Annotated in this window: 7 protein-coding genes; 2 read left to right on the top strand and 5 right to left on the bottom strand. The window is 62.7% G+C overall.

Features of this window, described 5'->3' with window-relative positions; all coding sequences use genetic code 11:
- Nucleotides 1-129 precede the first annotated feature (129 nt).
- Together BC360_RS06005 and BC360_RS06000 are read left to right on the top strand one after the other, a co-directional pair.
- Nucleotides 130-585, top strand: coding sequence for an RrF2 family transcriptional regulator (locus BC360_RS06005; protein ID WP_053248737.1), 456 nt, complete (start codon nt 130-132; stop codon nt 583-585).
- 145 nt (nt 586-730) lie between these two features.
- Nucleotides 731-1,741, top strand: a complete 1,011-nt coding sequence (locus tag BC360_RS06000; RefSeq protein WP_065794602.1) for a KpsF/GutQ family sugar-phosphate isomerase — start codon at nt 731-733, stop codon at nt 1,739-1,741.
- Between the two features lie 33 nt (nt 1,742-1,774).
- On the opposite strand, the gene BC360_RS05995 is transcribed toward BC360_RS06000, so the two are convergent.
- From BC360_RS05995 to BC360_RS05975, 5 genes are read right to left on the bottom strand one after another with little or no spacing between them, the layout of a single operon-like run.
- Complete coding sequence (locus BC360_RS05995) at nt 1,775-3,103, bottom strand: capsule biosynthesis protein (RefSeq protein WP_065794601.1); 1,329 nt, start codon at nt 3,101-3,103, stop codon at nt 1,775-1,777.
- Between the two features lie 13 nt (nt 3,104-3,116).
- On the bottom strand, nt 3,117-4,751 hold the full coding sequence (locus BC360_RS05990) for an LTA synthase family protein (protein WP_065794600.1): 1,635 nt from the start codon (nt 4,749-4,751) through the stop codon (nt 3,117-3,119).
- Nucleotides 4,752-4,806: 55 nt separating this feature from the next.
- Nucleotides 4,807-5,625 carry an SDR family oxidoreductase gene (locus BC360_RS05985; RefSeq protein WP_065794599.1) on the bottom strand — a complete coding sequence of 273 codons (819 nt, stop codon included), beginning with the start codon at nt 5,623-5,625 and terminating at the stop codon, nt 4,807-4,809.
- Nucleotides 5,626-5,677: 52 nt separating this feature from the next.
- On the bottom strand, nt 5,678-7,093 hold the full coding sequence (locus tag BC360_RS05980; protein WP_065794598.1) for an aminotransferase class I/II-fold pyridoxal phosphate-dependent enzyme: 1,416 nt from the start codon (nt 7,091-7,093) through the stop codon (nt 5,678-5,680).
- Entirely contained in the window at nt 7,090-14,631 is a 7,542-nt protein-coding gene (locus BC360_RS05975) for a type I polyketide synthase (protein WP_065794597.1), read from the bottom strand. Before BC360_RS05975 ends, BC360_RS05980 begins: the two co-directional genes overlap by 4 nt.
- Nucleotides 14,632-14,943: the final 312 nt, after the last annotated feature.

Here is a 14,943-nt window from a genome sequence, read left to right as displayed (position 1 = left end):
ACCAGTTTTGCGCTGATTCCGCGCCACAATTGTGTATTGGCCGCACGTTTCTTGTGCTATGCCAAACCAAGATTGCGTTTGCGCGGATGATTCCCGTTCTTAAGGGAGCCGCAGGGAAAGCTTGCCGGAATGCTGACGAAGAAGGGAAAGTACGGATTGAAGGCTCTCGTCGACCTTGCTCGACTGGAGCCGGGAGAGACGGCTTTCATCACCGAGATCGCGCAGCGCAACAATATTCCGAAAAAATTCCTGGACACGATCCTGCTCGAACTGCGCAATGCCGGCATGCTGCGCTCGAAGAAGGGGCCAGGCGGCGGCTATTCGCTGTCGCGTCCGGCCGCGGAAATCCGCATCGGCCATGTCATCCGCACGCTTGATGGTCCGCTCGCGCCGATCCGCTGTGCCAGCCGCACGGCTTACGAGGTCTGTGAGGACTGCAACGATCCCGAGACCTGTCAGGTCCGCGTTTCCATGACCACCGTGCGCGACGCGGTTGCCTCGATATTGGACTCCATGACGCTCGAAGAGTTTGCTGCCGACAAGTCGATGCCGCTCGAAGCGCCGGAAGAAAAGCGCGTCGGCTGACGAAAACGCCGTCTTTGCGGGATTTCCTGCCGAAACTCGACGGCTTTGGCTTGGTTTGCCAACAAAAAGCGCCTATCTGCCTGCAATGGGTCTGGGAAACGCCGCTTCTAACCGGCGCAAACGTCTTCGCGGGAATGGAAACACCATGGGTTTGAGACACGCATCAGCGGATGAGCGTCGCGGTTTTGCCGCATTGGAGTCGGTCGGCAGAACGCTGACGACGGCGATGACGGGCATCAAGGCTCTGGCCGATCATCTCGGTGCCGACGCGGCGTTTGCGCAAAGCATGGTCGAGGCGATCGAACTCATCGGCGAAAGCCAGGGGCGCGTTGTCGTTTCCGGCGTCGGCAAGAGCGGCCATATCGGCCGCAAGATGGCCGCGACCATGGCATCGACAGGCACATCGGCCTATTTCGTTCACCCGACCGAGGCGAGCCACGGCGATCTCGGCATGGTTACGTCGCAGGATGTGCTGATCCTCTTGTCCTGGTCGGGCGAGACGGCGGAACTCGCCAACATGCTGACCTACGCCAAGCGCTTCAAGGTGCCGATCGTTTCGATCTCGTCCAACCGTGACAGCGTGCTTGCCCGCAACTCCGAAGTGCCGATCGTTCTGCCGAAGGTTCAGGAAGCCTGTCCGCACGGGCTGGCACCGACGACGTCGGCGATGCTGCAGCTGGCGGTCGGCGACGCGCTGGCCATTGCCCTGCTCGAGCGCCGCGGCTTCTCCGCCGAAGATTTCAAGACGTTCCATCCCGGCGGCAAGCTGGGCGCACAGTTGCGCCTAGTGCGCGAGCTGGCGCATGTTGGCGAACAGGTGCCGCTCTTGAGCGTCGGCCGCCCGATGAGCGAAGCCGTCATCGAAATGTCGTCCAAAGGGTTCGGCGTCGTCGGCATCGTCGACGAAGACGGCAAGCTGACCGGCGTCATCACCGACGGCGACCTTCGTCGCCACATGTCGGGCGATCTGCTTGCGCAGACCGTCGAGGCGGTGATGTCGCGCAACCCCCGCGTCATCAGGGGTGACGTTCTGGCAAGTGGTGCGATGGAGTTCATGCAGGATCACAAGGTGACGGTGCTGTTCCTCGTCGACGAAGACGGGCTTCCGATCGGCATCCTGCACATTCACGACCTGCTTCGCGCCGGCGTTGCCTGATCCCAGCCCTTTTTTCGATCGTTGACGGCCAGCCTATGCGGATGGCGAGGCTGGCCATTGTCTTTTCTGCGGCTTCCGGCGTGGCGGTGGATCGACGAAGGCGCCGGGCTGATTGACCGTGTTCTCATGCAGACGCTCGGCGATTGCCCGCGCACCGGCATCGGTGCCTGCTTGCGAATAGAAGTTGCCGCGAACTTGGATCGAGGCGGCGAGCAGCCGGAACATGGCGGCGCTCACTTCGGCCTCGGGTACCGTTGGCCTTTGCCAGAAATCCTTCAGCGACTGCTGGTCCGTCAGGCCGGCGATGTCGAACACAGCCGTGCCCAGCACCTTGACCGGCCGGCCCTGCTTCAGCGCATGCAGGCCGGCGGTCGAGTTGACCGTGACCATGCCCGCACTGGCCTCTGCCAGCACATCCAGATTGCCGCCATCGAGATAGAAGACGCGCCCTGTCAGCCCGAGTTCCGCTGCCTTCGCTTCGATGAACTTGCGCCAGGCGATAAGATCATTGTCGAGCGGGTGCACCTTGAAGACCAGTTTGTGGTCCTCAACCGCATGGGCTGCAAACGAGCGCATGACCTCGTCGATTGCGTCCTTCTGGCTATGGAACGGCGAGTGGGCGCGCAGCTGGAAATCGGTTTCGAGCTGCAACGGGTAGACGAAATAGGGTCCGCCCCCCGTAAGCAGCGCACGCGCGGTCTCCTCAGCTTCGGTACTGCGCCGCTTGCCGGTGAGAAGCCGGCGGATCCAGCCGGCGTATTCGGCAAGCGGATGAAAGATCGCGTGCCGCCGGTAGTGCGGAAAGAGAAACCACAGGAAGACGTTGGGCAGGTTGTAGAGAAGATCGTAACTCGCATCGGCCAAAAAGGTCTGGCTGTAGTACTTGCGCCAATCCGGCTCCGGCAAGTTCCTTGCTGCTTCGACGATGTGGACGGCATCGGTGGGAAAGTGCGAGTTCGACGACATGCCGTCGCGCTCCAGCGTCAACCAGTCGGGTCTGAGGTAGCCCATCTCGACGATGGTGATTGCGACGCCGGCGCGCCGTGCGGCAGCGGTGGCGGCCTGATGGTAGGGGCGCTCTTCTCCAAGCAGGATCATGTCGGTGACCTGGTGGGCGTCGATGAACCGTTCCAGATATGCCGTCCAGTCTTCCGATTTTCCGCGGTAGTTGAAGGCACCCTTGCGTCGCCAGAAGATCTGGTCGCCGACGTTGAGGTTTATCCGCAGGCAGGCGTGGCCGTAGCCTTTGAGCCGATCGGCGATCTTGCGGAAGATCGGCGATGAGGGGCCTTGCAGGAACAGGAATACCCGCCGGCTTGGCCGATCGGCTGACACGCGAGTGTTAAACGCAGCGTTTTCCATCGTCTCGCCGCCGCTAACGCAGCGTGTCCTTCTTGAGGTTGGCGTGATTGAGCAGCGCCTCGATCAGGTCCCACGCCGCCACGTCCCGTGGTTCGGTCGGTCGATGATGCGTCGATTTCGCCTTGGCGAGCGGCACGATGAGATAGTCCGTGCGTGGATCCGGGAAGGGGTCCGCGAAAGATTTCAGCAGCGGCGCATGATCGCCATAGAAGACGAACCAGACGGGCCGGTCGAGCTTGTCGAGCCGATCGGTCAGTTGCTTCAGTGCCGCATCCGATTGCTCCAGGATCGCCAGGTAGATGTCCACCGGATTGGTGAGGTCGCCAACCCGGCCCGGCTCCCAGGGGCCGTGGTTTGCCATCGATGCCACGAAAACGAAACCGTTCTTTTCCTCCGGCAGTTGCTCGCAGGCGTCGATGACCTTGGCGGCGAGCTTTTCGTCCGAGACATATGGCCCATCGCGGGCTGGCACATGGTCGAAGCCGTCGAGCATCGTCAGTTCGGCAAAGCCGAGCTGCGGCATGGCCTTGTGGCGCAGGAAGAACGTGCGGTCGTAGGGATGCATGAAATGGGTGTGCCAGCCGGCGCGCTTCATCTTGCCCGGCCAGACGACGTCGGAATAATGCGATGCGCGCAAATAGGGGTAGCTCGCATCCACGTGGATATCGTCGGGTACAAGGCCGCTGATGACGGCAAATTCCGTGCGCAGCGTATAGCCGCCTTCGAAGACGCTGCTGAGACGCCCCCATTGGGCAGCCTGGCGCCGCAACCGGTCGAGTGTCGGCATCTTCAGCGTGTCGACGCCGAAATGCCGCATGTCGATGAAGGACTCCGATTGCCAGACGACGATCAGCGGTGAGCCGTCGTCACCGATCAGGTCCTGGACCGCCGCCCTGACGATTTCCGACAGTTCGGCGACGATCTTCTCGCGCTTGACGCCGAGCCAGATGATGAAGCGGAAGATCACCGACCCGAAGGTGCCGAAGCGCACCGTGTTCATCTTGACGTCGAGCACCTTGACGAGCCTCTGGACGAGCGCCGCCGTCGGTCGGTTCACCGGACCGTAGAACAGCAGAAGCCATGGGCCTGCCGCGACCGCCACCATCATCAGGATCCAGAAGACCTTGCCGCTGTTGGGCAGGATCGCCGGCTCGAAATAGAGATAGAGCCCGGAGACGCCGAAGACATAGAGAAAGGCGACGGTCCAGAACACGATGTTCAGCGAACTGGCATAGAAGATCGTCTTGTATTTGAAGACGTCGACGACGAGCGCGATGTCGGAAAAAATCAGCGGCTCGCGGATGAACTTGAACTTGGCCCGAGAAATCCCGGTGAAGATGATGAAGAAGCTCATCGTGCCGGCGGCGGCATAGAGCGGCCGCCAGGAGCCTGCGAAGAAACCGGCGAACACCAGCGCGATGACCGGCAGGCGCGCGATCACGTCGATGATGTCCTGCCTGCGGCCAAAGGGAGAGGGGTTTGCCCGGCGCTCTCGTTTCGGCAGAGCAAAGCGATCGGTGAAGAAGATCACCGCACAGGACAAGATGAAACAACAGACCGTCAGTGTTATCGGATAGTCGTGCAATTGAAAGGGGAGCAACGCCAAGCGGAAACCTTCATGCTTTCTTGCCCGCCGGCGCCGCCTCATGCAGCACGGCATCCGTCCGACACTTAGATCCTATCGCTGGCGCGCACAAGCGCCGTCACCGGCCGCCCTTTGATACTCCACCGCTACTGCGGGCAATTGCCCGGTCGAACCACCAGTTGAGAAGCGGTCTGACAGCCGGGCCGAACCGGCCAAGAAGAAGAAGTGTCAGGCCAAAATAGACTTCGAACCGCCCACGCTCGATGCCGGCGACAACCTTGCGGGCGACCGCTTCTGCCGGCCAGGGGCGGACCGTACCCATGACGGCGGCAGCCTCAGGGGGGCGGAAGGCGAGCTCGCGCTGGAACTGCGGCGTTTGCGTATCGGGCGGGAAGCAGATGGAGACATCTATCCCATGCGCGCGCGCCTCGGAGCGAAGCGCCTGGGCAAAGCCGTGGAGCGCGAACTTGGAGGCACAATAGGCCGAGTAGCCATAGATGCCGAGAAGGCCGGCGCCGGAGGAGATCATCATGATCTTTCCACGCTGGCGCTGTTTCATGCCGGCGTAGACGGCGCGAACCGCATGAACGGTACCGGAGAAATTCGTCTCCATCTGGCGCTGGAAGGCGGCGCTGGGAAGTTCCTCGAACCGGCCCGGCTCGACGACGCCGGCGGAGGTCACCAGGATGTCGCAGGGTCCGAATTCAGCTTCGCAGCGATGGATGGCCGCGGCGATTTCGTCTTCCTTCGCAACATCCGCAGTCTCGATCCGGACATCGCCGGCACTTGTCGACTTTGATGTGAGTTCGTCCTGTGCGCGTTTCAGGATCTCGCTCGAGCGGGCGATCAGCGAAAGGCGCGCGCCGCGACCGGCATAGATCGATGCGATCGCCAGCCCTATGCCGCTCGAGCCGCCGGTGATGATCACATGGGTCATTCAGGTTTCCGCCCGCGGCATCCGGCCCCTGAAGGGCGCCTGCACTTCGTCCTCAGCGCGCCGAGAGCGCCTTCATCATCTGGTCGATATCGATGCCGCCGAGACCGAAGTTGCGTTCGGTCAGATCCTTCAGGCGTTCCGCCGTCAGGGCCACCGTCTTGCGGATCTGCTCTTCGGTGTGGTCGCTGGTGATGAAGAAGCGCAGCCGCGCCAGTCCTTCGGGAACGGCCGGGTGGATGATCGGCAGCGCATTGACGCCGGCGGCGAGCAGATCGTTGGACAGCTGCACAGCACGCAGGGAATCCCCGACCAGCACCGGCACCACCGAAAAACCGCTGCTGAGGCCCGTATCCAGACCCGCCTCCTTGGCGAGCTTGAGGAAGAGCGCGCCATTGCGTCTGAGGGCGGCCGTGCGCGACGGCTCGCGTGCAAGCACATCGAGGCTGCCGGCTGCCGAAGCGGCCAGAACCGGCGCAAGGCCGACGCTGTAGACGAAGCCTCCGGCAGACGCCTTGAGCACGGCCACGAGCGCTTCGCTTCCGGCAATGTATCCGCCGCAACTGGACGTCGTTTTCGAAAGCGTTCCCATCCAGATGTCGATCTCATTCGGATCGACGCCGAAGTGCTCGGCAAGGCCACGGCCATGTTTGCCGACGACCCCCAGCGAATGGGCTTCATCGACCATCAGCCAGAATCCGTACTCGGCCTTGAGCTTCAAAAGAGCCGGCAGGTCGGCGATGTCGCCGTCCATCGAGTAGATGCCCTCGACGATGACCAGGATACGGCGATAGTCGCCCGAGACCGTGCGCAGCACATGTTCCAGGTCGCTGGCGTCATTGTGCTTGAACAGCCGGCGCGTGGCGCCGGAGAGCTTGATGCCGGCAAGCGCGCTGTTGTGGATGAATTCGTCATGGACGACGAGATCCTTCGGTCCCATCAGGCAGCTGATGGCCGCGACATTGGTCAGATAGCCGCTGACGAAGCAGACGGCGGCATCGACGCCGTAGAAGCGCGCGATCTTTTCTTCCAGCTCCACATGGACGGGTCGCTCGCCGGCGACCAGACGGCTGGCCGAGGCGGATATCCCAAAGGTCTCGACGGTTTCCCGCGCCCTTGCCAGCACCTCCGCGTGCCGGTTGAGGCCGAGATAGTCGTAGGACGCGAAGTTGATCAGCTTGCGGCCGTCGATGATGGTGGTGGCGCCGGCCGCGGTCTGATGCGCGCGGTAGAACGGGTTGGCGATACCGAGCTGCTCGCTTGCGAACTTCTGGGTCAGAACCTGCTTGTACTCCGGCAGATCCTCGAAACGGGCCTGTTGCCGGCGGGCCGGCGGCGGCATCTCCCGCTCCGAACGCGCCATGCGGTTGCGCTCGGAGGATTGATGCGTGTTTCTCATCCGGTCCAGCAGGTTCTCCTTGAGGCTGCTGGTCATCTTGGATGAGCCGGGACCGTTTCCGTTCGTGCTCATTGGCTCTGTGCTTTTTCCTTTGCCGTGCCGACATGCCGTTGCGCCAGTTCGGTGACCAACTTGTCGTCGGCACCGTCGCTCTCTTCACCCTGGTCGCGCTTGCTGACCTTCTCATAGAGCTTACGGGCGACGTCGCCAACCGTCGTGTTGTCTGCGACGCCACTGAGCGGCATGTCGAAGCCGGTGTTCTGCTGGAAGCTCATTCCAAGCTCTACGGCCATCAGGCTGTCGAGGCCGATTTCCTTCAGCACCTTGCTGCGCGTGACCGTATCCTTCGAGACACGAAGGATGGCGGCAATTTCGCCGGCGACCAGATCGAAGAGAATATCCTCGGCTTCCTGCGCAGACTTGCCGTCGATCATCGCGACGAGGTCCATCTTGGTGCCTTCGCCGCCGGACGAATGCTGATCGGCGCTGCGCAGGATGACTTCGAAGAGCGCATTGCGGGCGACCGGCAGGTTGCGGGCAGCCGACCAGTCGATCTCTGAGATCATCACGACAGCAGCGTCGACCGTGCCGGGATCGCCGGCAAGGTGGCTCTCGACCATGTCGAGCGCCGTCTGCGCCTTCAGTGCCGTCTTGCCGATACGCTTGGCCAAGAGATCGTTGACGTCGGTGTTCTGTACTAGGTAGCCCTTGTCGGCGATCGCGCCGAACCCGACCGCAAGGCCGGCCAGTCCTTCCGCGCGCCGGGCACGGGCAAGACCCTCGAGATAACCGTTTGCCGCAACATAGTTTGCCTGGCCGGGATTGCCGACCAGCGTCGTTGCCGACGAGAACAGGATGAAGTTGTCGAGCGCGTCGCCGCGGGTCAACTGATCGAGGACAGCTGCACCCTTTGCCTTCGTGTCGATGACGGGCCGGTTGCGCTCGCGATTGAGGTTGCTGATCAGCGCGTCGTCGAGCACCATCGCTGCGTGGACGATGGAGCGCAGCGGTGCAATGGCCCGCAATTCCTTGAGCAGGCGATCCGCAGCGGTCGTGTCGGTGATGTCGCAGGCATGAACCGTCGCCGAGATGCCGGCCTTGGCCCAAAGCTCGATCATCGCCGTCGTTTCGGCGTCGGCAAGACCGCGGCGCGAGCAGAGCGCGATGTTTGTCGCACCCTTCTCGGCAAGCCAGTTGGCGGCAGCCAGACCAAAACCGCCGATGCCGCCGACGACAAGGTGCATGCCGTCGGGATCGACCTTGACGCCGCCGTGCGGCCGCGTTGCGACCTGGTGTTTGCCGGCGACCGGCGGCAGCACGACGATCTTGCCGATATGGCCCGCGTTCTGCATCAGGCGGAACGCATTGCCGATCTCGTCGAAGTCGAAGGCGCGGTATGGCAACGGCGTCAGCTTGCCGTCCTCGAACAGGGCGCCGATCTCCGTGAAGATCCGCTTGGTCAGGGATGGAGCATTGACCAGCAACTGGTCCGCATCGATGCCGAAGTAGCTGACATTTCGGCGGAACGGCCTGAGGCCGATCTTGCTGTCGGCGTAGTAGTCGCGCTTGCCGAGTTCGAGGAAGCGGCCGAACGGTTTGACGAGCGCCAGGCTCTGCTCCATCGCCTCGGCGAAGAGCGAGTTCAGCACGAGATCGACGCCTTCGCCGTTCGTGACAGTGCGCACATCGTTGACGAAACCGAGCGAGCGCGAATCGAACACATGGTCGGCGCCGAGCATCGAAAGGAAGCGGCGCTTCTCGCGGGTGCCGGCCGTGGCGATGACTTTCGCGCCCTTCAGCTTGGCAACCTGCAGCGCTGCAAGGCCGACGCCGCCGGCCGCGCCATGAATGAGGATCGTTTCACCGGCCTGGATGCGGCCGAGTTCGACCATCGCGTAATAGGCCGTGAGGAATGCAACCGGCACGGTGGCAGCGGCAACCGGACTGACCGATTGCGGCAGCCTGGCGACGCCCGCGCGCGAAACGACGGCATGGGTAGAGAACGCCGCCGAGGCGATCGCCATGACGGCATCGCCGATCGAAAGATCGTCCACGCCTGCACCGACGGCAACGACGTGACCCGACAGTTCCATGCCGATCGTTGCACCGGCAAAGCCGTCTTCGAGTGCTTCTTCAGGCAGAAGACCCATTGCCCACATGACGTCGCGGAAGTTGAGGCCGGTGGCGGCAACCTTGACGACGACGTCGCCGGGCCCGGCGGGCGGCATGTTGCTTTCTTCCCAAACGATGCTGCCGACCTGGGAGGCGACACGCTGGCGGATGGTGGCCGCCTCGAAGGACGCCGTCGAGCCATGGGCGCTGTCGGTCGGACCGGGAACCGCGCGGATTTCCGAAAGTGATCCGTTCGGGCCCTCCAGCAGCCATTCGCGGTTGGTGCCGGAAACGGCGAGCAATGGCAGCGACGCGGCAACCTTCTGCTCGGTGGACGTCAGGTCTGCGTCAAGATCCAGAGCATGCACGTCGAGGAATTCGTACTCGTTCTGCAGCACGCGGGCGAAAGCCCAAAGGCCGGCATTGGTGCCGGAGCTTGCCACTGTCGTACCCGACATACGGCCTGCAACCGGTGCCCCGCCCGGCGCGACAAGCACGAGCCTGGGACGTGCGTCGCCGTTTGGATCGGTGTCACCGACATGCTGTCGCAACACCTCGGCAACGGCGCTGAGCGCGAGAACCTGGGTCTGCAACGAGGCGGATTCGTCTGTCCGGCTCTTCGATGCAGACGACGACAGGAAGACGGCCCGAACGGGGCGATCGCGGAAGGCCCCAAGTGCATCGCGAAGCAAGGTCGTATCCGTCGCCGTATCACCCGTCAGGTCGATTGGGATGGCGCCGGCCGACAGTTGCTTTGCCTTGGACGCGCCGGCCTGCAGCAGAAGGTAGGAACCTGGCGCTGAGGCAGCAGCAGCGGCGCCGACTTCGGCAGCAGCCGGCGCTTCCACGCCGCGCGCTTCAAGAACGATGACATTGCCGGATGCGCATTCGCGGTCGGTGACGTCAATCTCGCGAAGATCGAGGTCGGCCAGACATTTCTGCCAGTGAGGAACGGCGGCGAGGTTGCCGATCGGGAATTCGGCTGTCTGGCTGCGGGCGAACCAACCGTCTGACAGCCCGAGCGCGAAATCGTTGAAGAGCGAGGGGGCGTCGACGGCGGCCACCAGACCGCCGCTCCGCCGCAGCGTCGAGCGAAGCGCGGCGCGAACATCGATGTCGTCTTCGATCAGGCCATAGAGCCTGTCAGATGCACTGATGGCGAGGTCGAACGGCGCCTGTGTCGCAAGATCGCCCTTTTTGAGGACACGCACATGGGCGTCGTTTTCAAAGGCGAGTTCAAGGCCGCGTTGAGCATTGTCGCGCGGCTCGACCACGCTGAGGCTTGCACCGTGTTTGGCAGCAAGCGTCGCTATGCGGCGCGTGAACCCGGCAGAAACGCTGCCAAGCTCGATAATGCGTAGGCGCGTTCCTGCCGGCTGCGCGCGTAGCGCGTTTTCGACCGCATCGAGAACGAGTGCCATACGCTGGCGGCTTGCCTGCGAATGCACAGCCTGATGGTCGAGCGTCGCATCGCTGATGAAACCGACATTGGCAACGGCCTCGGTATCACCACCGACAGGCGTAGCCAGAAGGACGTCGAGGCGCGCCAGCGCTTCGGCATAGGCGTTGTTGATCAGAACCGCTTCCACTGCGCGGTCGGGACGTTCGCCGTAGAGATCGCGCAGGATTTCGGGGACACTCGGCAGGCTGAATTCCTGGGCGACGACCCAGACGCCATCCTTGTGCTCGCAAAGGCCGGCATCCTCGAGGACGTAGAGGCAGCTCGCCAGGAAACACTGGAAGGCGAAATCGCCAGGCAGGCTGTCGCTGCGCACGATCGACCGCCCCTTGCCGAGCTTCAGCGCAATTTCCTGGCAGGCACGATAGATGGCGGCGTTGAACAGCAACGTCGTGTTGTCAACACCGGTATCGGCCGCCGATGCCACGCTGAGGGTCAGTGGCGTCCGAGCGACAGTCTCAGTTGTCGGCAGAAGCGTGTCGGAAAGAACCGTCTCGTAATGGAAGGAGAGAGCGTCCAGCGTCTTGTGCTTGCGCAGATAGGTGCGCCGGAAGCGGCAATCCTCGAAATGGGCGATCGGGTCGCCCGAGGCGTCGAAGAAATGGAATTTGGCCTTGATCGAATTGGCGCTGACACGTTCGATCTCGATCGTGGCTCGCGCGATCGGCTTGCCGGCATTGACGACACGCACGGAACCGAAGCGCACCGGAATATAGGGTGCGCCGCTCTTGTCGCCGGTAAAGCGGTCAAAAAGCGCGACCAAGCCATGGAATGTGGCGTCGACGGAGATCGGATTGAGGGCATAGGTGACGAGCGGATGTCCGGATTTGTCCGGGCTCTTCAGCTCGACGTCGACGATCCGGTCGTCATAGGCAACGGCTTTCGCGAGCAGTTGGAAACGCGGGCCATAGTCGAGACCGAACTGTCGTGCCGTGTCATAGGCCTTCGCCGGAGCAACCGTTGCCGTCTTCTGCATGCCGGCAAACGATGGCGGCTGGCGCTCTTCGCTCGGCAAGGGCTTGCGGGACCGGGCGACGGCGTGAACGGCCCAGTCGTCTTCGGACAGGCGTTCGCGCGAGCGGATCTCGATGTCGCCGGTTTCCGGCGACAGGATGGTCGACAGCTCCATGATGCGGCTGTCGCTCAGCTCCAGCGGGCGGACGATCTCCAGATTGGTGATCTCGACTTCGTCGGTTCCATAAAACTGCTGCGCGGCTGCGACGGCAATTTCGATGAAGCCGCTGCCCGGCAGGATGGCCTTGCCGTCGACGACATGCTCCGCCAGATCCGGGAAGAGCGGCGCATCGACGTGGTTCTTCCAGCTGCCGCTGTTTGGATCGCTGCGCCAGCCGGTGAGGCGATAGGGTTTGGCGGTGCGGCCGAAGAGATCCGTGGCGTCGGTCGTGGCGGCCGGCCGCAGTTCAACCGGTTCGAACGGCAGGCTCGGCAGCGAGATCGCCGCATTGCGCTTGCCGAAAACACGTGCCGTGTCGACGATCGCGCCGTGCGCCACGGCACGCGCCATGGCGGCCGAGATCGGATCCTGGCCAGTCTCTCCGACGTCTCTCAGCAGCGTCGGCACGACCATGCCCGGTGCGGCCGCCTGCTTGATCGTTTCCTTGACGTAGGAAGAGAGGATCGGACGCGGGGAAATCTCGACGAAGAGCCGGCAACCGAGTTCGATGGCCGCTTCTGCCGCCGCCTGGAAGCGAACCGGCTCGCGGACATTCTTCCACCAGTAGTCCGGGTCGAGCTGTGTGCCGTCAAGGGCCGCACCCGTCACTGTCGACAGATAGGTTACCTCCGCACGGCGGGGCGCGATGTCGGGAATGTCCGACAGGAATGCGTCCTTTGCCCGGTCGATGATCGGGTGATGGAAGGGATAGTTGATGTCGAGGATCTGAACCGGGATCTTCGCCTTGCGCGCCGCATCGCGGAAGGCGGAAATCTCATGGGCCGGGCCCGAGATCGTCACCGAATTGTGGGCGTTGACGGCTGCGACGCAAAGCTCATTGAGGCCACGTGCCTCGGCAAAGGTGCGTGCGGCGTCTTCGCCCAGCATCACGGCGGCCATCGTGCCGTGGCCTGCGAGCAGGTCCTGATGCAGCGACCGTTTCGCGACGATCGAGACTGCATCGACCATCGAGAGGGCACCGGCCGCATAGGCGGCGGCGATTTCGCCGACCGAATGACCGAAGACGGCGACCGGCTTGATGCCCATGGCGACAAGCGAATCGGAAAGGGCTGCCTGAACCGCGAACAGCAGCGGCTGGGCAATCTTGGTGTCGGACAGCTTCTTGTCGAGGTCGGGATCGGTCAGAAGCTCGGTCAGGGAGATGTCCGAATGGAACTTGAAGAGCGCGCTGACGGAGGTGAAACACTGCCGGAAATGGAGGTTCTCGCGGAACGCTTCGACGCCCATGCCTGCCCATTGCGAGCCGTTGCCCGAAAAGACGAAGGCAACCTTGGCATCTCTGGTGACGGCTTCGCCGACTTCGCCGATATCCGAGCCCGGCTTTTCCACATGGCTTGCGATCGCGCGGACGATGTCTTCGGGATGATCGCTGCGGGCTGCGAACCGATAGCGCATGTGGGTGCGGTTGGCACCGGATGCTGCGACCATCGAGCGGATTTCACCCTTGGAAGCGTTGGCAAAACGCGTCTTGTAGTCCTTGAGCAGCGCTTCAAGGCTCGACGCGGTATGGGCGCTCGCAAGGAAGACGTGGCCTGACGATGGCGGATTGTTGATCTTGTCTTCGGAAACCGGCTCCGGATCGCTGATGACCACGTGGGCGTTGGCGCCGCCGAACCCGAATGAGTTGATGCCGGCCAGGCGCGCCCGCTTGCCGCGCAGCAGTTCGATCGGGCTTGCCGTGACGCGCACGTTCAGGCCGTCGAAATCGATATGTTCGTTTGGCGTGTCGAAGTGCAGCGATGCCGGCAGGTAGTTGTTCTCGAGCGCCAGGATCGCCTTCATCATGCCGAACAGGCCCGAAGCAGGCTCCGTGTGGCCGATATTCGACTTGATCGAGCCGATCGGCACCGGTGCCCGGCGATTGGCGCCGATGACCGTGCCGATGGACCAGACTTCCGCCGGGTCGCCGACCTTGGTGCCGGTGCCGTGACCTTCGACGAAGGCGACCTGGTTGGCATCGATGCCGTTGCCTTCGTAGATCGCCCGCAGCAGGTTTGCCTGGGCTTCGCGCGACGGCAGGGAGATGCCGTTGGTCCGGCCGGCCGAGTTGACGCCGGTCGCAACGATGCGCGCATAGCTCCGGTCTTTTTCCCGCCGTGCCCGGTCCGAGCGGCGCAACACGAACACGACGCCGCCTTCGGCGCGCACATAGCCTGCGCCATCGTTGTCATAGGCGCGGCAGAGTCCTTCGGGCGACAGCATGCGCGCCTGCGCAAAGCCGACGAACGGGAGGGGATGGGCGAGAATATTGACGCCGCCGACGATCGCTGTGTCGATTTCGCCGGCGTTGAGTGCCCGCATCGCCTGATCGAGCGCGACGAGCGATGACGAACAGGCGGTATCGACCGTCATGCTCGGGCCGCTCAGGCCGAAGATGTGCGAAATGCGGTTGGAGACGATCGACAGGGTGTTGCCGGTCATGAAGTAGGGGCCGGCCGCCGCCGGATCCTCGACCGTCAGGTTGGCGTGGTCGAGGCTGGATGCGCCGATATAGACGCCGACATTCTCGCCGTGCAGCGACGTCGTCGAGATATTGGCGTCTTCAAGCGCGCGCCAGGCGAGCTGCAGGAGCACGCGCTGCTGCGGATCCATATACATGGCTTCGCGCTGCGACATGCCGAACACGGCCGGGTCGAAATCATAGAGCTGATCCAGCACACCCGCGGCGAAGGAATAGGTCTTGCCCTGCGTGCCCATGACCGGGTGCCAGAAACGCGCGACGTCCCAGCGATCGGATGGGATGCTGGTGACTGTGCACTTGCCCTGACGAAGAAGTTTGAACAACGCCGAAGGCGATTCTGCTCCAGGGGCGAGGCATGCACGCCCAATAATCTCAACAGCCATATATGATCGAACGCTCTAAACTGACGTTAAAGTTGCATCTGCGATTGCGATTCCAGGCGGAAAACGCAATCGCCAATCATCTCGCCCCAGGGTTATCCCCACGTATATTCGTTCCGCCTCATTAGGCAGCTTTTAACTTAAAGTACCTAGCTTTCAAGTCCAAAGGCCTAACATATACATGCCTAGAACCTTCATCCAAGACAAATCGGGCTTCAAACCCGTCAAGGTATAGGAGGTATGACCGGAAAGGCGCAGGGCCAATATTTTTGCTTGTCGTCGTCTGCAAGTGACTTGTTGTGAGACGGCTATTGT

Origin of the sequence: Ensifer sp. LC163, assembly GCF_001695855.1 — a bacterium.
In the GTDB taxonomy this organism is placed as follows: domain Bacteria; phylum Pseudomonadota; class Alphaproteobacteria; order Rhizobiales; family Rhizobiaceae; genus Ensifer.
Note: the sequence above shows the minus strand (reverse complement) of the source record. Positions and strands in the feature narration are given on the sequence as shown.